This window comes from Microbacterium laevaniformans, from assembly GCF_016907555.1.
In the GTDB taxonomy this organism is placed as follows: Bacteria; Actinomycetota; Actinomycetes; order Actinomycetales; family Microbacteriaceae; genus Microbacterium; species Microbacterium laevaniformans.
In genome coordinates this window covers 303333-321893 of sequence record NZ_JAFBCE010000001.1, presented here as the reverse complement: position 1 = coordinate 321893, position 18561 = coordinate 303333, and the positions used below count along the sequence as shown (strand labels likewise).

Sequence of the window (18561 nt, the reverse complement as noted above, 5' to 3'; positions counted from 1 at the left end):
AGGATCGTGGCGTGAGCGCACTCCCCCGCCCGGCGCGCACCGCGGGCCGCATCTTCGCGTGGACCGTCGCCGGTCTGCTGCTGCTGGCGGTCGTGATCGCCGTGTGGGTGGGCGTGCGCGGGGCCCTCGCCTACCAGCATCTGCAGCGGATACAGACCGGAGCAGCGCAGAGCACCGCGGCGCTGGCCGCCGACCCGTCATCCGCTGCGCCGACGCTGGCACGGCTGGCCGCCGACGCGTCCGAAGCGCACCAGCTCACCTCCGACCCCGTCTGGGCGCTCGCCAGCCACACGCCGTGGATCGGCCCGCAGCTGGCGGCGTTCGGCACGGTGGCCGCGGCATCCGACGAACTCCTTCGGGAGAGTCTGCTGCCCCTCGCTACCGCCGCTCAGAACGTGTCGATCGACGGTCTGCGCCCCGTCGGCGGACGCCTCGACACGAGTGTCCTCGCGGGTCTCGTGACACCCGCCCAGGATGCCGCGACGCGCGCAGCCGACGCCGCCGTCGCCGTGCAGGACATCGACCGCACCCCGCTGATCGGCGTCGTCGGCACGGCCGTCGACCGTGCCGACGATCTCTTCTCGAGCGTGTCGACCGCCGTGGACACCCTGTCGCGCACGTCGCGGCTGCTGCCCGACATGCTCGGTCGGAACGGACCGCGGACATACCTGGTGCTCGTCCAGAACAACGCCGAGTGGCGCTCGCTGGGCGGCATCGCCGGCGCCGCGGTGGTGCTGCGCGCCGATGACGGACGTCTGTCACTGATCGGCGCGCTCTCGTCGGGCGATCTGCCGCGCGGCTTCACGAACCCGGTCGTCGCCCTGCCCGACGAGGTCACGAAGATCTACGACACCAAGCCGGCGCGATACTTCCAGAACCTCACGCAGATCCCCGACTTCACGGTCGACGCTCCGATCGCGCGGGAGATGTACCGGCTGAAGACAGGCACCGACGTCGACGGCGTGCTCGCCATCGACCCGGTCGTGCTGTCATACCTGCTGCAGACCACCGGCCCGGTCGCCCTCCCGAGCGGCGACGCCCTCAGCGCCGACAACGCGATCCCGCTGCTGCTCAACGAGGTGTACCTGCGGTACGCCAAGCCCGCCGATCAGGACGCCTTCTTCGCCGGTGCGGCGGGCGCGGTCTTCCAGGCCCTCGCCGACGGGCGGGGCTCGGCATCCGGCCTCATCTCCGCCCTCACCCGGGCCGGCGAAGAGCATCGCCTGCTCGCGTGGAGCGCGCACGCCGACGAGCAGGCGATCATCGACGGCACCGTCGTGTCCGGTCAGCTTCCGGTCACCGACGCGCACACGGCACGGTTCGGCGTCTTCCTCAACGACGGCACCGGGTCGAAGATGAGCTACTACATCGACCCCGACGTGTCTCTCGCCTGGGGATCGTGCCGGCCGGGCGGGCAGAGCGCGCCCCGCCAGCTCACCCTGCAGCTCACCCTGACCAGCCGCGCGCCCGCCGACGCCGCGACGGCACTGCCGGAGTACATCACCGGCGGCGGCGTCTACGGCACGGCGCCGGGCGCCGCCGAGGTCGTCGGCAACATCTACCTGCCGCAAGGCTTCGAGCTCGTCTCGGCGACGGCCACGAACGGCGCCGGCTTCTCGGGCGGCGTGCACGAGGGACGCCGGGTGCTCACCTTCGGCATCGACCTCACCCCGGGAGCATCGACGGGCGTGACGGTCACCGTCCGGGCGAACACCGCCGCCGGCGACGCCCAGGCCGTCGTCACGCCGACGGCGGATGCCGCGCGCGCTCCCGTCGTCGTGGCGACCTGCGGCGCGGGGTAGACTCCCTGCATCGCACGCTCGGCCGGTTCGTCCCCGGTCTGGTGCACACCGCAGGAAGAAGCTCCATGACCCGCTCGCGCCGCCGTACCGTCGACCGTCTGGCGCGCGCCGCGGGGGCCGCCCTGGTGGGCGTCGTTCTCGCGCTCGCCCCGAACGCGGCCCACGCCTCCACGATCTACCCGCCGGTCGACTCGTGCACGACCTCTCCGGCCAGCATCACCGCCGGCGGCACCCTGTCGTTCTCCTGCGCAGAGCGCACGTTCGGCGCCGACGAGCCGGTCACCATCACCGTCACCGGGCAAGACGGCGCGAACACGTCGTTCGCCATGGTGCACCTCGCCATCAGCACGGGAAGCACCACACGCACCTCCGACGCGAACGGCGCCCTCGGCGAGGTCCGCATCGTGCTGCCCGCGACCGCGAGCGGCGTCTACAACATCGCGGCGATCTCGCGCAGCTCGGCCGGCGGTACGGCCAGCGCGTCGATCACCGGCGCCGACGGCCTTCCGCGCACGGGCGGCGACAGCGGTCAGCTCGTCGGCGTCTGGGTGGGCGGTGGAGCGCTCGTCCTCGCCGGCGCGGTCGTGCTCGTCGCCCTCGCCGTTCGCCGTCGTCGCGACCGCAACGACCTCTGAACGGCCGCCCGCGCGCCCCGCACCGGTACAGTTCAGACGTGTCCTCCTCCCCCCGCCGGCGCATCCTGTCCCCTCGGCGCGTGCCGAGACGCGGAATCGTCATCGCCGTCATCGTCCTCGCCGCCGTGATCGTGGTGGGCGCGATCGCCGCGGTGGGGATCGCCGTCACCCAGGGGGTGCATGCCATGCTCGCCCAGCCGCCCGCCGTCGGAACGACCGTCATCGCGCCGCAGCAGTCGAAGGCACGGATCGCGCTCGAGAACCTGCCGATGGATGCCGATGCCACCACCGGCACGACCTACCTCGCCGCGCAGCCCACCGCCTACTGGCTGACCCCTGAGCGGGATCCCATCGGCACCGTCGGCGGAACGGTTCTGGACCTCATCGCCCAGGCCCGCGATCAGAAGCGTGCCACGGCGATGGTCGTCTACGGTCTGCCCGACCGCGATTGCGGCAATCACTCCGCCGGCGGCCTGTCGCCCGCCGACTACCCCCGCTGGGTCGCCGAGATCGGAAACGCGCTGAAGACGGCGCCCGACCAGCAGAAGATCATCATCCTCGAGCCCGACAGCATCGCCCTGACCAGCGAGTGCGGGGATGTCGCGACGCGTGCCGGCTTCCTCTCGGGCGCGGTCGACGCCCTTTCGTCGACGGCGACGTGGATCTACATCGACGGGGGACACAGCGCCTGGCACAGCCCCGACGAGATGACCCAGCTCATTCGTCAGATGGGCATCATCGACCGGGTGCGCGGTGTGGCCACCAACGTCTCCAACTACCAGTCGACGTACGACGAGTTCGCCTACGCGCACGCGCTGTCGGACCGCCTGGGCGGCGCCCACGCCATCATCGACACCTCCCGCAACGGCGTCGCGACCGCCGGTGGGACCTGGTGCAACCCGTCCGGGCAGCGCGTCGGCGATGCCACCGGGACCTTCGGCGACGACGTCGTGGACACCAACCTCTGGATCAAGCCTCCGGGCGAGAGCGACGGCGTCTGCAACGGCGGACCGGCGGCCGGGTTGTGGTGGCCCGCCGCGGCCGCGGAACTCACCGGCGGCGTGCGCTGACGCCGCCTCGATCCGACCGCGGCGGCGCGTGGCTAGACTGTGGCTCAGCACCGTGCTCCACACCCCCCCTACTGGAGAGCCCCCGGGACCATGACCGATCCTTCGCTACCGATGAAAACCGCCGTGATCATCGAGGATGATCCCGACATCCGTCACCTCATCGTGGAGGTGCTCGAAGCTGCGGGCTTCTCGACGGTGTCGGTCGGCAACGGCATCGACGGCGTGCGGGCGGTGCTCTCCTACCAGCCTCTCGTGACCACGCTCGACGTGAACATGCCCGGCATCGACGGATTCGAGGCGGCGCGGCGCATCCGCGCGCAGAGCGACACGTTCATCATCATGATCACCGGCCTGGAAGAAGAGGCCGACGTCGTCGTCGGGCTCGGCTCCGGCGCGGACGACTACATCGTGAAGCCGTTCCGTCCGCGCGAGCTGCGCGCCCGCATCGACTCGCTCTTGCGCCGCCCGCGCGCCACGGCGGGCAACACGCCGCAGGCGTCCGCGCCCCGCCAGGAAGTCGGCGGACCGTCCTTCCCGGGAGCGCGCCCGGGCGCGCAGCGCATGCCCGACTACGGGATGCCGCAGGCTCCCGCCGCAGGCTACGGGTATCCGCCGCAGGCCCCCGGCTGGCCGACACCGGTCGAGGCCCAGCCCGCCGGCTGGCCTCCCGCCGCGCCGGCCGACCCGCCCTACGGCTTCGACGGCGTGCAGCCCTCTGCAGCGCGTGCGCGGCCGCAGGAGCAGCCGGCCCCGGCATCCGCCGCACCCGTTGCGTCCGCGGCGGTGCCCGCCGCACCCGCCGCGCCGGCGCAGCCGATCGTCGTGCCCTCGAGCGTCGGGCCCCAGTCGCCCGGGAGCGCCCTCGCCGCGACGGGGGGCGCCGGTGAGGTGGTCGCCTACACCGGGCCCGGCTGGGTCGCGCACCGCGATCTCGCCGTGAACCCGGAGCAGCGCGTCGCCGCGATCGCCGGTCAGGAGCTGGTGCTCACCCGCACCGAGTTCGATCTGCTGGCAACCCTCATGGAGTCCAAGCGGCGGGTGCGCAGCAAGGCCGACCTGACCCTCGTCCTTCGCGGAGAGTCGTACGTGACGAGCTACTTCGTGGGCGAGGCCGACAAGCGCGCGATCGAGGCGCACATGACCAACCTCCGCCGAAAGCTCGGCGACAACCCCGCCAACCCGCGCTACATCGAGACCGTGCGCGGCGTGGGCTACCGGCTGACGGCAGAGCACGCCGCCTGAGCATCGCCGACGGGCACCGCGGGTCTTCGTCGCGGGGCGTCAGACCTTGAAGCCCTGGTGACGACGGAACAGCCGGAACGACATGAGCACGGTCTGGATGACCGTGACCACCCCGACGATGGGCCAGCCCACCCAGAGGAACGCCGACTGCACCACCGGGTCGAGCATGTTCCAGATCACCGCGACCGCGATCGCGACGATGGCGAGCATGATGAACGGCACCCAGTGGCCGATGCTGCCGCCGCCGCGTTCGGCCTTGGCCTGCATCGCCCAGTTGTCGACCTTCTTGCGCGACAGGAACCGCGTCCACGACCGCAGGAAGTGGCTGATGCGCACCCACATGAAGATCTCCGCGGGGAACATCAGGCCGGCGAAGAGAAGATCGCGACTGTTGCAGGTCTCCATCGCCCGTGCGACCCGCAGGTTCAGCATCGTCGCGACCACCGGCGGGATGAGCCACCACGGTGAGAAGACGAACGCGTCGATCGAGAGCGAGGCGATCAGCAGGGTGAGGAAGGCGACGCGCACGAAGAGGTTGGTGAGCATCGAGAAGTTCTCGAACCACCGCAGGCGCAGGTTCGGGTGGAACGGCTGCCCCTTCGTGTCACCGCGCTGGCCCGGCCACATCAGCTCGATCGCGCCGTAGGTCCACTTCACCTGCTGGGCGTCGTAGCCCTTGAGCGTGGTCATGCCGCCCACGTCGGCGCGGGCGAAGGGGCTGATCTTGGTGAGGTAGCCGGCACTCTTGATCTGCAGCGACAGCAGCGAGTCCTCGACCTCGCTGTCCTTCACCCAGGGCGAGTTCTGGTGGTTCGCCTTCATGACATCGCGCAGCGCCGTCGTCGAGAAGATCGAGAACTGCCCGCCCAGCACCGCCATGTTGCGCCCGCGCAACAGGTTCTGCAGGTTGAAGGCCGCGAACTGCGTGCGCTGGCCGGCGATGAGGAACTTCGCGATGACGCCCTTGATCGGGCGGTCATCGATCGAGTAGATCGCAGAGATCCCGCCGATGCGGGAGTCGCCGACGGCTTCGCCCTCGAGGAACTCGACGGCCCGGCGGTCGGCGATCGTGTCACCGTCCACACCGAGAAGGTAGTCGTACCCCTCGACCAGTGCGTAGCCGTAGTTGAGCGCTCCGACCTTCTTGTCGGGGTTCTTGCCGATGTCGTGGACGAACACCTCGGTGAACTGCTCGCCCAGCTCTGTGGTGATCTCGTGCGGACCGCTGAACTCCGACGCGATCTTGACCGTCGCGTCGGACGTGTTGTTGACGACGACGTGGATCACGTCGGGCACACGGCTCTGCCCGAGCAGCGAGCGCAGCACGTCGGCGATCGACTCCTCCTCGTTGTACGCCGGCACGACGCACCCGATGGTCGAGCGGTGCACGCTGGTGTGCTCGAGCACCGACGAGAAATCGTCGAACTCGGGGATCGTGAGATCCGCGGCGTGGAAGGACTCCTGCGGCACGGGGAACCCGTACGGCTGCGCCGGCGGTGCCGGCGGTGCCCCGAAGGGTGCCGCACGGAACTGCGGTTCGGCGGCCTGCCGGCCGGTGTCGAAGGGCGTGCTCACGGTGTACCTCGTGTCGGTGTGGACAACAGCCTATTGAGTGGGGGTGGTCGGGGAGAAGATGGCGATCGGAAGAACCTGATAGACGGTCTGCTGCTGGAAGCTCGTATCCGTGTTGGCGGTGCCCTCCACCCACACCTGCAAGGCGAACTGGAGGGTGATCCCGTAGGTGTCGGCCGGCAGCTGGTGGATCGTCGTCGTCGGCACGAGCAGGCCGCCCTGGAAGGTGTTCAGCAGGAGGCCGCGGTCGGAGCGCATCGTGTCGGACGGCACCAGGGTGCGAGGGTCGGCCGAGAACTGGAACGGCGACATCATCTGCTGCTGACCGATCGTGGACTGCGACACCTGCGAGGTGATGCTGATCATCGACATGTACACACGTCGCTTCTGCGTGAGCACCGCCTTCTCATCGACGCGGTGATCGACCACGTTGACCGCGAAACCGAAGGTCTTGTCGTTGTCGGGTGCCCACTCCTGAGTGCGCTTCGGATCGGCGGCCCAGACGTCCAGGCGCACCTCGAGCCCATCGGCGACGTCGGTGGACAGCGACACCGAGCCGTCGTAGGTGAACTTCGAGTCGTAGGGCATGCTGACGGCCTGGGTGACCGCCGGGCGCGGGGCAGGCGTGGACACCGCGTTCTGCTGCAGACTGTTGAAGGCGCTGGCGATCTGGGTGCAGCCGGTCAGAGACGTCAGCACCACGAGGCCCGCGGCGGCGACGGCGAGGGCGCGGAGGCGGGGAGGACGTGAGGGGGCGGGAAGCATGATCCACACGCTATCTATGGACCACCGGCGGGACGTGCGAATCAGGAAAACCTCGACACGGTCTTTACCCGATCTTGAGGAAGGCGCGTTCAGCCGCCGTTCTGGGCGGCGATCGCGATCGTCAGCGTGTCACTCGCGGTCTGCTTCGCGAACTCGGTCGAGGTGGGCGTCGTCTGCACGAGGAAGTCGTACTCGAACTGCACCGTGACGTACGTGGCCTCGGCGGGGACCGTGCCGACATTGAAGGTGTTGGAGTAGCTGTAGGGCGACAGCACCAGGTATCCGGGAGAGACCGTGGCCTGATCCACCTGGGCATCCAGCGGTGCGAACGTCTGCGACGCATTCGCGGGGATCGCCGTCATCGTGGCGCGCTGGAGATAGACCTTCTGCCCGTCATTGGGGGTGATCGTCGTCACCATCGACAGACTGATCGGCTTCATCGCCGCCGGCGTCCAGCGGTCCATCCGCAACGTCGACCAGTAGTTCACTGCTGCCGAGACCGCACCCGCCGTGAGCGTGCGCTGGGTCGATCCGCCCGACAGATCGTTGGAGACCGGCGTTGGAACCGGGACGGCGGTCGTGGGAGCGGGCGCGGGTGTCGTCGCCTGCGTGGCCCACGGCGCGGGCCCGCAACCGACCAGCGGGATCACGACGACCAGCGCGGCGAGCGCGGCGCTGAGAGCACGGCGGCCACTCCCGGGGCGTTCCATCCGGCAGGTCTCCTTCACGTCGCGAAACATTTACATATCGGAAACCGCAAGAGTTTGCAATCCGGCAGACCCCTAGGCAATACTCGGGAGAGCATCAGCTACACCATACCGCTTCATTCTCATCCCCCCATCTGCAACAAGACCGGATATACGGAACGAGCGGATCATCAGGTACCCCCAGACCGGATTCGAAAGCAGGCTCTCATGAAGCACCGTTTCGCCAAGGTCGCGGCCTCCGTCGCGATCGCCGCAGGGTTGGTTTTCGCCGCCCCGGCAATGGCACAGGCTTACACCCCGACCGGCCCCGACACCGTCACCATCACCGTGACGGCCCCGGGCCCCGTTCCCGTCGCCGGGTTCCAGCCCGGCGCGACCGTCACGTTCACGCTCGTGGGCGAAGGTGTCACCGGCCCCAACCTCGCCGCGGTCAAGTTCGCGGTCAGCTCCACGACGGTCACCAAGACCGCCGACTCGTCGGGCGTCGCCACGGCGACGGTCGTCGGCACCCCGCCGGCGGGCTCCTCGTGGACGCTCTCCGCGACCGGCGCTCGCGCCTCGTCAGAGGCCGGCGGCGGCACCCTGCCCTCGACGGGTGGCGACAGCGAGTCGCTGCTCGGCATCTGGGTCGGCGGTGGCGCTCTCGTCCTCGCCGGTGCGACCGTCGCCGTGGCCGCCACGGTGCGTCGCAACCGCCAGGAGACCAAGGCCTGACGCACGCCAGAACGACAACGAGAGAGCCTTCCCGGTCACAGCCGGGAAGGCTCTCTCGTTGTGCGCAGGCTACGCGGCGTCAGCGCACCACCGCGGTCACCGCGGGAAGATGCGACAGCACCTCCTGGCTGATCGAGCCGAGCAGGAAGCGGGCGAGGGCCCCGCGACCGTGCGTACCCACGACGACGAGGCGAGCGGTCAGACCCCGCGAGGCGATCGCTCGCGAGGGGTAGCCGCGCTCCACGACGCGCTCGATGACCAGATCCGGGAAGTCGACGGCGAGCCCGGCGAGGGCCACCGCCTGCATCTCCTCCGTGGCGGCCTGCATGTTCGACAGGTACATCTCGGGGTAGACGGCCAGTCCGTTGCGGGGCGCCTCGATGGGAGTCCAGACACTGACCGCGGTGAGCGGCTCGCCCAGGCGGTCGGCCTCGCGCGCCGCAAAACGCAGCGCATGCTCGGACACCGGGGACCCGTCGACGCCGACGACGACCCCGCGTCGACCGACGAGCGCCGTGTCGGGCACCACCACGACCGGGCAGGCGGCCCCGGCGACGATACGGATGCCGTGGGCGCCGCGCGCCGGTCCGTCGCCCGGTCCGCGGTAATCGCTGCCCAGCACGAGGAGTGCGGCGTTGACGCTGGCGTCGATGAGGCGGGACACGGGGTTGCCGGTTTCCACCCGTGTCATCACCGTGATGCCGGCATCCCGCACCGGCGCCGCCAGGCGCTCCAGCACGGTCTCGGTGTCGGCGACGGCCTGCGCGATCAGCTCCGCCTCGCCGACGGCGCCGAGCGCTCCCCCGATCACCGACATCAGCTCGATGCCCTGCGTGCCGGGCGCAGCGGCCTGCGCCCGCTGCAGCGCCCATCGCACCGCACGTTCGGAGACGGGTGCCCCCGTCACCGCCACGACGATCTTCTCGACCATGATTCGTCCCTCCGTTGGGATCGGTGCCTCCACGCTACGCCGCGGCACCCACGGCCGCAGGATCGTGGGCCGTGACAAAGAGGGTCAGGGTGTGCGCGGGGCCAGGGCGCGCGGCTCGGCAGTGATCAGAATGGGCAGGTGGTCGCTGCGCCCCTGCGGTAGCGTCGTGATCGTCGCGATGTCGAACCCCACGCTCGTCGCGAAGTCGTAGTGGCCGCGGAAGAACTTGTAGCGCGTGTACGTGCGGGCATCGCTCAGGGTGAGCTCATACCCGGACTCGCGCACGTGCTGGCCGAGGTTCTCTTTGAACACCGGATAGTTGTAGTCACCGACCATGAGGATCGGCAGGTCGGGGCCGAGGCTGGAGAGCTCTTCCAGCGCGGCCTGGATCTGCTTGCGCCGCAGCGAGTTGAGCGCAGTCAGCGGAGCGGCGTGGAAGCTCGCGACGATCACCTCGCGGCCGAGGTCGATGTCGTGCAGGCGCACCGCCAGCATGCGCTCCTCCGCGGGCTTGAGCACACGGTCGTGCAGCGACTTCTTCAGCGCGAGCGCGCGCACGTCGCGCGCATCGAAGATGCTTCGCCGGTAGTACAGCGCAAGTCCCAGCCGGTTGCGTGCCGTCGCCTCGGCCAGGTGGAGATCGCCGATCTGCGACGGCAGGTCGCTGGAGACCGCCTCCTGCAGGCAGAGGACGTCGGCCCCCGTGCTCTCGACCAGCTCGCCGAGCTCGCCGACCGCCTTGTGCTTGTTGAGGTTGTACGAGATGACCTTCATCCCCCGCCTTCCGTCGCTCTCAGCCTAAGCGGCGGTCCTAGGAATCTGCTCCGTCTTGACGACGGGACCCGTCCGGCTCAGTCGGCGTCGAGGCTGCGGCGTGCGCGCGTCTGCGCGGCGCGGGAGCCCAGCAGGTCATCGGCGGGGTAGCCGACCTCGGTGAGGGTGAGACCGCGAGCCGCGAGCACCTTCACGTCGCTCGTGCGCACCCCCCCGTCGCGGATCGCAGCGACGTCGGCGATCTTCAGCCGCCCTTCGCCGACCGCCGCGCAGGCGCCGACGAGGGCGCGCACCATGCTGTGGCAGAATGCGTCGGCTTTGACCCGCGCGACCAGGATGCCGTGATCGTCTCGACACCAGCCGAACTCCAGCAGGGTGCGGATCGTGGTCGCTCCCTCCCGCCATTTGCAGTACGCCGCGAAATCGTGCAGACCGATGAGGGAATGCGCGGCGGCATCCATCGCGTCCACGTCCAGCGCGGCCTTCACGCTGGTCGTGCGCACGCGCTCGAGGGGGTCGTAACCGGCGATGCGATCGGCGATGCGGTACTCGTAGCGCCGCCAGACGGCCGAGAACCGCGCATCGAACCCGTCCGGTGCGACGGCGGTGCGGTGCACCACGACGTCGGGATAGGCGCCGAGCACCCCGTTGATGCGGGCCGCCAGCGCCTCGGCGGTGCCGGCGCGGCTGGACGACAGCCGCTGCTGCTGCCGATCGGTGAGGTCGAGGTGGGCGACCTGCCCGGCCGCGTGCACCCCGGCGTCGGTTCGACCCGCCACGACCAGCTGAGGATCGCCGCCGAGCACGCGGGCCAGTGCTGTCTCGAGCGTGCCCTGAACGGTACGCAGACCCGGTTGACGGGCCCACCCGCGGAAGTCCGTGCCGTCGTAGGCGAGATCGAGGCGCAGCCGCATCCCTCCCGCGGAGTCGGAAACGACCTCGTCTGTCGTCACAGAGCGCCTTGGGACGGCGTCCCGGCCGGCACAGGAGTCATCGTCACGACCTCGGCAGGCCCGGTCACCAGGCCGGTGACGGCGGCTTGCAGGGCCTTCACGGCGTCGCCCTGCGCGTGCGCGGCGAGGGCGGCGGGCTCGGCCCATTTCTCGATCATCACGACCGTCCCGTCGGAGGCGGCGTGGATGGCATAGAGCAGACACCCCTCCTCGGCGTGGACGGCGGGCATGGCGGCGCTGAGCGCCTCGATGAGTGCGGGGCGCTGGCCCTCGACGGGGTGGAAGACGGCGGTGACGACGACGGTCATGACAGGGGACCTCTCTTCTGGGTGTGGACGTACATGGCCGGGCTCAGCCGAGGCGCTCGTCCACCTCGGCACGGGTGGGCGGGTTCGCACCGGCGCGCGAGACGGTGATGCCGGCGGTGACGGCGGCACGGCGAAGGGCCGCGGCGAACGAGGCGGCGTCTTCGAAGATCGCGGGATCGTCCAGCGCGCTGGAGATGAGGCTCGCCATGTACGCGTCGCCGGCGCCGATCGTGTCGGCGACCGTGACAGGCAGCGCATCGACGGCGCTCACGCCGCCGGGCCCGAGCCCGATCGCTCCCTCGCCACCGCGCGTCATGACCGTCAGGCGCGGCCCGTAGGCTGCAATCTGATGCAGCACGGCCTCGGCATCCAACCCCGGATACAGCCACGCAGCATCTTCGTCGCTCAGCTTCACCAGATCGGCCGATGCCGCCGCCTGCGCGAAGCGCGCCCGCGCGACCTCGTGCGCGCCGACCAGCGCGGGCCGGATGTTCGGGTCGAGGCTGACGAGCGCGGCACCCGTGTCGGCGGCGCGACGCAGCACCTCCAGCACGGCGCTGCCGCCGGGCTCGAGGAAGAGCGCGATCGAACCGGTGTGGACGATGCGCGTCCCCTCCAGGGATGCCGTCGGCACGGCCCAGTCGATCGCGAACTCGTACTCGGCGGAACCGTCCGGACGCAGTCGTGCGCGGGCGGTGGAGGTCGCGGCATCCGTCCACGACTCCTCGTCGACGAGGGCACCGGAGTCGGTGATCTGCGCGGCGATACGTTCGCCGCGCTCGTCGCGCCCCAGTCGGGTCAGCAGACGCACCGCGTGTCCCTGCCGGGCAAGGCCCACGGCGACGTTGGCAGGGCTGCCGCCGACGAGCTCACGGTCGCCCTCGGCGCTCTCGACGATGTCGATGAGCGCTTCACCGATGACCAGCACATCCGTATCCATACCACCAGTCTGGCGCACCCCACGCGGCGCACGCGCCCGTCATCGGCGGGCGCGTACGGCGGACCCCTCGCGTTCAGGGAGGGTACGTACACTGGAAGATCCGCTCGCGCCGACCCGACGTGGCCGGCGCGGCGCCCGCACGGAACCCTACGGAACCACGACGGAATCTCAGCGCCCGCCATGACCTCCCCCCCTCCGGTACCGCGTTACGCCGGCCTCGACGGCCTGCGCGCGCTCGCCGTCGTTCTCGTCGTCGTGTATCACCTGTTTCCCGGCTGGGTGCTGCACAGCGGCTTCGTCGGCGTCGACGTCTTCTTCGTCATCTCGGGCTTCCTCATCACGGCGCTGCTGCTGCGCGAACACGATCGCACCGGGCGCATCGCCCTCCTCGCCTTCTGGACGCGCCGTGCCCGCCGGCTCCTGCCGGCGCTCGCCGTGGTGGTCACCGTGAGTGCCAGCGTCGCCTGGCTCATCGGTGGGGACGTTCTGCTGGGGCTCGGTCGACAGGTGCTCGGCGCGATCACGTTCTCCTCCAACTGGGCGTCGATCTCGGCTGGCGCGTCCTACTTCGCCGGGACGCAACCCGAGCTGCTGCGAAACCTGTGGTCGCTCGCCGTGGAGGAGCAGTTCTACGTCCTCTGGCCGCTGCTGCTGCCCGTCTTCCTCCTGCTCCCGCGCCGCGCCATGCGCGCCGCGGTCGCCGTGGTCCTGGCCGCGGCGTCCCTGGCATGGGCCGCGCAGCTCGCGGGCGCGGGGTCGGCATCGGTCAACCTGACGCGCGCGTACTACGGCACCGATACACACGCCTTCGGCCTGCTGATCGGCGTCGCGCTGGCGTTCGCGCTCGCCGGACGCACCGCCTGGAGTGCGCCGGCGCGCGAATCGATCGGCGGCGTCGTTCCCGCCTGGACCGCCGTCATCGGCGCCACGAGCGTGATCGGCATCGTCGCCGTCGGCGCCGTCCCGGGGGGCGCGGAGCAGTACCCGCTCGTCCCGGCGGTCGCGAGCGTGCTGACCGCGGTCGCGATCGCGGCGGCGACGCACGCCGGCTCATGGTTCGGGCGCGCACTCGACGTCGCGCCGCTGCGCTGGATCGGCGCGCGCTCCTACGGCATCTACCTGTGGCACTGGCCCGTCGTCGTCCTACTCGCCCTCGCGACCACGGGCGGCTTCCTCGAGGAATCCGTGCCGGTCACGGTCGGGCTCGGCGCCGCCGCCCTCACGCTCGGCGTCTCCGCGGCCTCGTACCGCCTGCTCGAACAGCCCGTACGCCGCCTCGGCTTCCGGGGAGCCGGGCGGGCACTGTGGGCGCGCCTGCACTCCACGCCGTCACGGCGCTTCGGGGCGATTGCGACCGTGGGCGTCGGGGCGCTCGTGCTCGGCGGCACGACGGCCGCCGTCGCCGCCGCCCCGCCGGTCAGCTCCAGCCAGGCGGTGGTCGAGGCGGGCCAGCGCGCGCTCGACGCGGCCTCCGCAGCCCCCACCCCGTCGGGCGGCAGCACCGATGCCCCCCTGCCGACGCCGACCCCCGCAGCGACGGAGGGCCCCGACGGCGAGCCGCTGTCCCCGGCACCGGTCACCGTGAGCGGCGACCGGGTGACGGCCGTCGGCGACTCGGTGATGCTCGCCTCGGCCGGCGGGCTTCTCGACGAGCTTCCGGGCGTGCAGATCGACGCCGAAGTCTCGCGCTCGATGTGGGCGGGCAGCAAGATCATCGACCGGCTCTCCGATCAGGGCGCCCTGCGTGACTACGTCGTCGTGGGCCTCGGCACCAACGGCCCCGTCGATTCGGACGCCCTCCAGGACATCTACGACCGCGTCGGTCGCGACCGCACGCTCGTTCTGGTCACGGCGTTCGCTCCCCGCGACTGGATCCCGGGCGTCAATGCCGAGCTGACCGCGTTCGCGGCGAGCCATCCCGGCGTCGTCCTCGCCGACTGGTCCGGCGCGATCGCGCCGCACGCCGATGTGCTCGCCGGCGATGGCATCCATCCGGGCGAGACCGGCGGGCGCATCTACGCCGACACCGTCACCCGCGCCGTCGATGCCGTGGCGAATCAGCGCGCGCAGACGCGGTATCAGGTGCAGCTGATCCGCTGGGCCACGACCCGGGCACTCGCCCCCGTGCCGCCCTCCTGAGCCGCTCCACGCCGCCGGCGGGAGCGCCGCCCGCGTCAGATGTGCGCCACCAGGGCGACGGACCGTTCGTCCGCCATGAAGCCCAGCCCCTCGTAGAGGGCGTCGGCGCCCGTCGGGCTCGCGGTGTCGACGTCGAGCACCGCCTTCTGCAGACCGGCACCGGCGATCGCGCGCAACGTCGCCGCGACGACCGCGGGAGCCAGTCCCTGCCGACGGCGCGCCTGCACGACACCGATGAGGTCGATGTACGAGTTCGAGACGCCCAGACTCGCCCAGTCCTCCTCGTTCACCGACGCGAGACAGAATGCGGCGATGGTGCCGTCGGCCTCGACGACCAGCCGGGACAGATCGGGGCGGAAGAACTCGCCGCCGACGAACTTGGCCCACGACTCGTGCTGGCTCGGCAGGCTTCCCCAGTGATCGCGGAACGCATCGTTGCGCGCCAGACGGGCGTCGTCATCACGATCGTGCGTGTACGCCACGATGCGCAGCCCGCTCTCCTGCGCCGCGGCCGGCAGCGACACCTCCGGCGCACCGTCGGTCAGATCGCGCAGCATCGTGGCGAACCAGCGTTCGGCGGCCAGACCCGCCGACTCGGCGAGCCTCTGATTGCCGCGGTTCGACTCCTCGGCGTACACCCGCAGCTGAGCGCTCCAGCCATCGCCCGGCACGTCGGGCAGCGCGCCCGCGGCCTCCGCCAGCTGCTCGAGGCCGCGCGCGTACTGCCAGCCGAACACCGCGCTGCCGATCCCGCGGCGCCACAGCATCGGCAGCACCGCACCCGACAGGTGCACGTTCAGCGCGCCCTCGCGCGAAGGGTGGAGGAAGGAGCTTCCGAACGCGATCACCGTGCCCTCGGCATCCAGCGCCAGCACGGTGTCGCGGGAGTGGTCGATGTGCGCAAGATCGAAGGTGTCGGCGACGACCTCGCGCGGAGTGGTCCAGGTCGGGTGGTCGACACGCTCCGCCGCCACCATCACGGCGTGGATGGCGTCGGGCCACTGTAGTTGGGACGCGCGTGGGGCGCACGCGCGGAGCCGGCCGAGGCGCGAAAAGAGAAGGCCCGCACCCCTGACGGGTGCGGGCCTTCTCGAACGACAGCCGTGCTTACTTCGCGGCGTCCTCGGCAGCAGCCTCGGCCGCGGCGCCCTCCTCGGGCGACTCGGCACCTGCGGCGGCGGCGGCGTCGGCGACGACCTCGTCCGCGGCATCCTGAGCCTCGTCGGCCTCGGCGACCGCCTCGGTGGCGGTCTCCTCGGCGACATCCTCATCCTTGGCCGGGGCGGCGACCGGAGCGGCCGCAGCCGCCTTCTTGGTCGACTTCGGCCTCGGGTTGACCGGCTCGAGGACGAGCTCGATCACGGCCATGGGCGCGTTGTCACCCTTGCGGTTGCCGATCTTCGTGATGCGGGTGTAACCGCCCTCACGCTCGGCGACCAGCGGCGCGATCTCGGCGAACAGCTCGTGGACGGCGTCCTTGTTGCCGAGCACGGACAGCACGCGACGACGAGCGTGCAGGTCGCCGCGCTTGGCGAAGGTGACCATGCGCTCGGCGAGCGGACGCAGGCGCTTGGCCTTGGTCTCGGTCGTCGTGATCGACTTGTGGGTGAACAGCGCCGAGGCCAGGTTGGCCAGCAGCAGACGCTCGTGGGCGGGGCCGCCTCCGAGGCGGGGACCCTTGGTGGGCTTGGGCATGTCAGTTACTCCAGAGGGAAAAGGTCAGCGAACCGGTCGGGGCCGGTGCGCACAGAAGGTCTTGCCGTTGCGAGCGCGGAGGCTCAGAGGGCCTCGTCGTCGTAGCCGCCGTAGAAGTGCGCACCGTCGAACCCGGGGACCGAGTCCTTCAGCGACAGGCCGAGGGAGACGAGCTTGTCGCGCACCTCGTCGACCGACTTCTGACCGAAGTTGCGGATGTTCATCAGCTGCGTCTCGGAGAGGGCGACCAGCTCGGACACCGTGTTGATGCCCTCACGCTTGAGGCAGTTGTACGAACGCACCGACAGATCGAGGTCCTCGATCGGCATCGACAGCTCGTTGGTGAGAACCTCGGCGACCGGCGCGGGGCCGATCTCGATGCCCTCGGCCTCGACGTTCAGCTCGCGGGCGAGACCGAACAGCTCGGTGAGCGTGCGACCGGCCGACGCGACGGCATCCCGCGGGGAGATCGACGGCTTGGCCTCGACGTCCAGGACGAGCTTGTCGAAGTCGGTGCGCTCACCGGCACGGGTCGCGTCGACGCGGTACGAGACCTTCAGAACGGGCGAGTAGATCGAGTCGATCGGGATCTGACCCGCCTCGGCGTACTCGTTGCGGTTCTGCGTGGCCGACACGTAGCCGCGGCCGCGCTCGATCGTGAGCTCCAGCTCGAACTTCGCCGAGTCGTTGAGCGTCGCGATGACCAGCTCGGGATTGTGCACCTCGACACCCGCCGGAGCGGAGATGTCGGCAGCGGTGACCTCGCCGGCGCCGGTCTTGCACAGGTAGGCGGTGATCGGCTCGTCGCGCTCCGAGGAGACGACCAGCTGCTTGATGTTGAGGATGATCTCGGTGACATCCTCCTTCACGCCCGGGATGGTGCTGAACTCGTGCAGCACGCCGTCGATGCGGATGCTGGTGACAGCCGCGCCGGGGATCGAGGACAGCAGGCTGCGGCGCAGCGCGTTGCCGATCGTGTAGCCGAAGCCGGGCTCCAGCGGCTCGATGACGAAGCGGCTGCGGAACTCGCCGATCTTCTCCTCGGTCAGAGTGGGACGCTGTGCAATGAGCACTATGTGTTCCTTTCCGTCACGTGCCCGCTATATGACACGTGCGATTGCAAGAGGTGTTGAGTTTTCAAAAGCGACGGATGCCGGGTGCCCCCGTCACACGGGGGCACCCGGCCCGGAAGTCAGACGCGGCGACGCTTCGGCGGGCGGCAGCCGTTGTGCGCCTGCGGGGTGACGTCGGAGATCGACCCCACCTCGAGGCCGGCGGCCTGCAGCGAGCGGATCGCGGTCTCGCGCCCCGAACCCGGGCCCTTCACGAAGACGTCGACCTTCTTGACGCCGTGCTCGGCGGCCTGGCGGGCAGCCGACTCGGCGGCCATGCCGGCGGCGTACGGGGTCGACTTGCGCGAGCCCTTGAAGCCCACTCCACCCGAGGACGCCCAGCTGATGACGGCGCCCGAGGGGTCGGTGATCGAAACGATCGTGTTGTTGAACGTCGACTTGATGTGGGCCTGGCCCAGCGCGATGTTCTTCTTCTCCTTGCGACGCGGCTTGCGCGCAGCAGTCTTGGCCTGTGCCATGTGTCTGTTCTCCTAAACCTGTACCGGGGGGCCGCGCTTACTTGCGGCCGGCCTTCTTCTTGCCGGCGACGGTGCGCTTCGGGCCCTTGCGGGTACGCGCGTTGGTCTTGGTGCGCTGACCGCGCACCGGAAGGCCGCGGCGGTGACGCAGACCCTCGTACGAGCCGATCTCGACCTTGCGGCGGATGTCGGCGGCGACCTCGCGGCGAAGGTCACCCTCCACCTTGTAGTTGCCTTCGATGTGGTCGCGCAGTGCGACCAGCTGGTCGTCGGTGAGGTCCTTGACGCGGATCGACTCGTCGATCTCGGTGGCCGTGAGGATCTCGACCGAACGGGTACGGCCGATGCCGTAGATGTACGTGAGGGCGATCACCACGCGCTTGTCACGCGGGATGTCAACGCCGGCAAGACGTGCCATGCGGTTCTCCTAGGAGTGATGGAGGTGTGGAGCAGGATCGGTGCCCGGGCCTCCGCCCCGAGGTGTCCCCTCCGAAGAGGCTCTGATCCTGCCTGTGTGCGTATTGAGTTGTGTCTTCGTCGTGAGGTGTCGGCTCGGCCCTGCGGGCCTCACGCGTCCTCGAGCCGCGAGCGACTCAGCCCTGGCGCTGCTTGTGACGCGGGTTCGACTTGCAGATCACCATGACGCGACCGTGGCGACGGATGACCTTGCAGTGGTCGCAGATGGGCTTGACGGAGGGGTTGACCTTCATGATTTTCCTGTTC

General features: G+C 70.3%; 20 protein-coding genes. 6 read left to right on the top strand and 14 right to left on the bottom strand.

Features of this window, described 5'->3' with window-relative positions; translation table 11 throughout:
- Positions 1 to 11 precede the first annotated feature (11 nt).
- The 4 genes from JOE53_RS15055 to JOE53_RS01420 all read left to right on the top strand — a co-directional run bounded on the left by JOE53_RS15055 (position 12) and on the right by JOE53_RS01420 (position 4749).
- Positions 12 to 1802 carry a DUF4012 domain-containing protein gene (locus JOE53_RS15055; RefSeq protein WP_204946527.1) on the top strand — a complete coding sequence of 597 codons (1791 nt, stop codon included), beginning with the start codon at positions 12 to 14 and terminating at the stop codon, positions 1800 to 1802.
- A gap of 65 nt (positions 1803 to 1867) precedes the next feature.
- Positions 1868 to 2437 carry a cell wall protein gene (locus tag JOE53_RS01430; protein ID WP_204946526.1) on the top strand — a complete coding sequence of 190 codons (570 nt, stop codon included), beginning with the start codon at positions 1868 to 1870 and terminating at the stop codon, positions 2435 to 2437.
- 38 nt (positions 2438 to 2475) lie between these two features.
- Positions 2476 to 3507: a glycoside hydrolase family 6 protein gene (locus tag JOE53_RS01425; RefSeq protein WP_204946525.1), complete on the top strand. Its 1032-nt coding sequence runs from the start codon at positions 2476 to 2478 to the stop codon at positions 3505 to 3507.
- A 123-nt stretch (positions 3508 to 3630) separates the two neighbouring features.
- Entirely contained in the window at positions 3631 to 4749 is a 1119-nt protein-coding gene (locus JOE53_RS01420; protein ID WP_407663930.1) for a response regulator transcription factor, read from the top strand.
- 39 nt (positions 4750 to 4788) lie between these two features.
- Here the strand turns inward: JOE53_RS01420 and JOE53_RS01415 are convergent, their stop codons facing one another.
- The 3 genes from JOE53_RS01415 to JOE53_RS01405 all read right to left on the bottom strand — a co-directional run bounded on the left by JOE53_RS01415 (position 4789) and on the right by JOE53_RS01405 (position 7796).
- Positions 4789 to 6324 carry a glycosyltransferase family 2 protein gene (locus JOE53_RS01415; protein WP_204946523.1) on the bottom strand — a complete coding sequence of 512 codons (1536 nt, stop codon included), beginning with the start codon at positions 6322 to 6324 and terminating at the stop codon, positions 4789 to 4791.
- A gap of 30 nt (positions 6325 to 6354) precedes the next feature.
- The gene (locus JOE53_RS01410) at positions 6355 to 7086 is read right to left on the bottom strand and encodes a fructose 1,6-bisphosphatase (protein WP_204946522.1); all 732 of its coding nucleotides are present in this window, start codon (positions 7084 to 7086) and stop codon (positions 6355 to 6357) included.
- An 89-nt stretch (positions 7087 to 7175) separates the two neighbouring features.
- Positions 7176 to 7796: a hypothetical protein gene (locus JOE53_RS01405; RefSeq protein ID WP_204946521.1), complete on the bottom strand. Its 621-nt coding sequence runs from the start codon at positions 7794 to 7796 to the stop codon at positions 7176 to 7178.
- A 204-nt stretch (positions 7797 to 8000) separates the two neighbouring features.
- Here JOE53_RS01405 and JOE53_RS01400 point away from each other — a divergent pair, with 204 nt between their 5' ends.
- Positions 8001 to 8507, top strand: coding sequence for an LPXTG cell wall anchor domain-containing protein (locus tag JOE53_RS01400; RefSeq protein WP_204946520.1), 507 nt, complete (start codon positions 8001 to 8003; stop codon positions 8505 to 8507).
- Between the two features lie 79 nt (positions 8508 to 8586).
- Here JOE53_RS01400 and JOE53_RS01395 read toward each other — a convergent pair whose 3' ends face one another.
- The 5 genes from JOE53_RS01395 to JOE53_RS01375 form a co-directional block, all read right to left on the bottom strand.
- Positions 8587 to 9438, bottom strand: a complete 852-nt coding sequence (locus JOE53_RS01395) for a universal stress protein (RefSeq protein WP_204946519.1) — start codon at positions 9436 to 9438, stop codon at positions 8587 to 8589.
- An 84-nt stretch (positions 9439 to 9522) separates the two neighbouring features.
- Complete coding sequence (locus JOE53_RS01390) at positions 9523 to 10212, bottom strand: endonuclease/exonuclease/phosphatase family protein (RefSeq protein WP_036289551.1); 690 nt, start codon at positions 10210 to 10212, stop codon at positions 9523 to 9525.
- A 77-nt stretch (positions 10213 to 10289) separates the two neighbouring features.
- Entirely contained in the window at positions 10290 to 11126 is an 837-nt protein-coding gene (gene truA / locus JOE53_RS01385) for a tRNA pseudouridine(38-40) synthase TruA (protein ID WP_204948149.1), read from the bottom strand.
- Positions 11127 to 11161: 35 nt separating this feature from the next.
- On the bottom strand, positions 11162 to 11473 hold the full coding sequence (locus JOE53_RS01380) for a putative quinol monooxygenase (protein ID WP_036289553.1): 312 nt from the start codon (positions 11471 to 11473) through the stop codon (positions 11162 to 11164).
- Between the two features lie 43 nt (positions 11474 to 11516).
- On the bottom strand, positions 11517 to 12413 hold the full coding sequence (locus tag JOE53_RS01375; RefSeq protein ID WP_204946518.1) for a carbohydrate kinase family protein: 897 nt from the start codon (positions 12411 to 12413) through the stop codon (positions 11517 to 11519).
- 180 nt (positions 12414 to 12593) lie between these two features.
- Between JOE53_RS01375 and JOE53_RS01370 the strand changes: the two genes are divergently transcribed.
- Positions 12594 to 14552, top strand: a complete 1959-nt coding sequence (locus JOE53_RS01370) for an acyltransferase family protein (protein ID WP_204946517.1) — start codon at positions 12594 to 12596, stop codon at positions 14550 to 14552.
- A gap of 35 nt (positions 14553 to 14587) precedes the next feature.
- Here the strand turns inward: JOE53_RS01370 and JOE53_RS01365 are convergent, their stop codons facing one another.
- From JOE53_RS01365 to rpmJ, 6 genes are all read right to left on the bottom strand, one after another.
- Entirely contained in the window at positions 14588 to 15529 is a 942-nt protein-coding gene (locus JOE53_RS01365) for a GNAT family N-acetyltransferase (protein WP_204946516.1), read from the bottom strand.
- Between the two features lie 130 nt (positions 15530 to 15659).
- Entirely contained in the window at positions 15660 to 16247 is a 588-nt protein-coding gene (rplQ, locus tag JOE53_RS01360) for a 50S ribosomal protein L17 (RefSeq protein WP_204946515.1), read from the bottom strand.
- A gap of 83 nt (positions 16248 to 16330) precedes the next feature.
- Positions 16331 to 17320 carry a DNA-directed RNA polymerase subunit alpha gene (locus JOE53_RS01355; RefSeq protein WP_204946514.1) on the bottom strand — a complete coding sequence of 330 codons (990 nt, stop codon included), beginning with the start codon at positions 17318 to 17320 and terminating at the stop codon, positions 16331 to 16333.
- Between the two features lie 119 nt (positions 17321 to 17439).
- Positions 17440 to 17838: a 30S ribosomal protein S11 gene (rpsK, locus tag JOE53_RS01350; RefSeq protein ID WP_005050490.1), complete on the bottom strand. Its 399-nt coding sequence runs from the start codon at positions 17836 to 17838 to the stop codon at positions 17440 to 17442.
- A 37-nt stretch (positions 17839 to 17875) separates the two neighbouring features.
- Positions 17876 to 18256, bottom strand: coding sequence for a 30S ribosomal protein S13 (gene rpsM, locus JOE53_RS01345; protein ID WP_005050491.1), 381 nt, complete (start codon positions 18254 to 18256; stop codon positions 17876 to 17878).
- Between the two features lie 175 nt (positions 18257 to 18431).
- On the bottom strand, positions 18432 to 18548 hold the full coding sequence (gene rpmJ, locus JOE53_RS01340) for a 50S ribosomal protein L36 (protein WP_005050492.1): 117 nt from the start codon (positions 18546 to 18548) through the stop codon (positions 18432 to 18434).
- Positions 18549 to 18561 lie beyond the last annotated feature (13 nt).

Bases quoted from the DNA above. Each gene is read 5' to 3' on its own strand.
- JOE53_RS01370 (WP_204946517.1), top strand. From the start codon at position 12,594: ATGACCTCCCCCCCTCCGGTACCGCGTTACGCCGGCCTCGACGGCCTG.
- JOE53_RS01395 (WP_204946519.1), bottom strand. From the start codon at position 9,438: ATGGTCGAGAAGATCGTCGTGGCGGTGACGGGGGCACCCGTCTCCGAA.
- JOE53_RS01365 (WP_204946516.1), bottom strand. From the start codon at position 15,529: ATGGTGGCGGCGGAGCGTGTCGACCACCCGACCTGGACCACTCCGCGC.
- truA (WP_204948149.1), bottom strand. From the start codon at position 11,126: ATGCGGCTGCGCCTCGATCTCGCCTACGACGGCACGGACTTCCGCGGG.
- rpsK (WP_005050490.1), bottom strand. From the start codon at position 17,838: ATGGCACAGGCCAAGACTGCTGCGCGCAAGCCGCGTCGCAAGGAGAAG.
- JOE53_RS01375 (WP_204946518.1), bottom strand. From the start codon at position 12,413: ATGGATACGGATGTGCTGGTCATCGGTGAAGCGCTCATCGACATCGTC.
- JOE53_RS01380 (WP_036289553.1), bottom strand. From the start codon at position 11,473: ATGACCGTCGTCGTCACCGCCGTCTTCCACCCCGTCGAGGGCCAGCGC.
- rplQ (WP_204946515.1), bottom strand. From the start codon at position 16,247: ATGCCCAAGCCCACCAAGGGTCCCCGCCTCGGAGGCGGCCCCGCCCAC.
- JOE53_RS01390 (WP_036289551.1), bottom strand. From the start codon at position 10,212: ATGAAGGTCATCTCGTACAACCTCAACAAGCACAAGGCGGTCGGCGAG.
- JOE53_RS01405 (WP_204946521.1), bottom strand. From the start codon at position 7,796: ATGGAACGCCCCGGGAGTGGCCGCCGTGCTCTCAGCGCCGCGCTCGCC.
- JOE53_RS01430 (WP_204946526.1), top strand. From the start codon at position 1,868: ATGACCCGCTCGCGCCGCCGTACCGTCGACCGTCTGGCGCGCGCCGCG.
- JOE53_RS01410 (WP_204946522.1), bottom strand. From the start codon at position 7,086: ATGCTTCCCGCCCCCTCACGTCCTCCCCGCCTCCGCGCCCTCGCCGTC.
- rpmJ (WP_005050492.1), bottom strand. From the start codon at position 18,548: ATGAAGGTCAACCCCTCCGTCAAGCCCATCTGCGACCACTGCAAGGTC.
- JOE53_RS01400 (WP_204946520.1), top strand. From the start codon at position 8,001: ATGAAGCACCGTTTCGCCAAGGTCGCGGCCTCCGTCGCGATCGCCGCA.
- rpsM (WP_005050491.1), bottom strand. From the start codon at position 18,256: ATGGCACGTCTTGCCGGCGTTGACATCCCGCGTGACAAGCGCGTGGTG.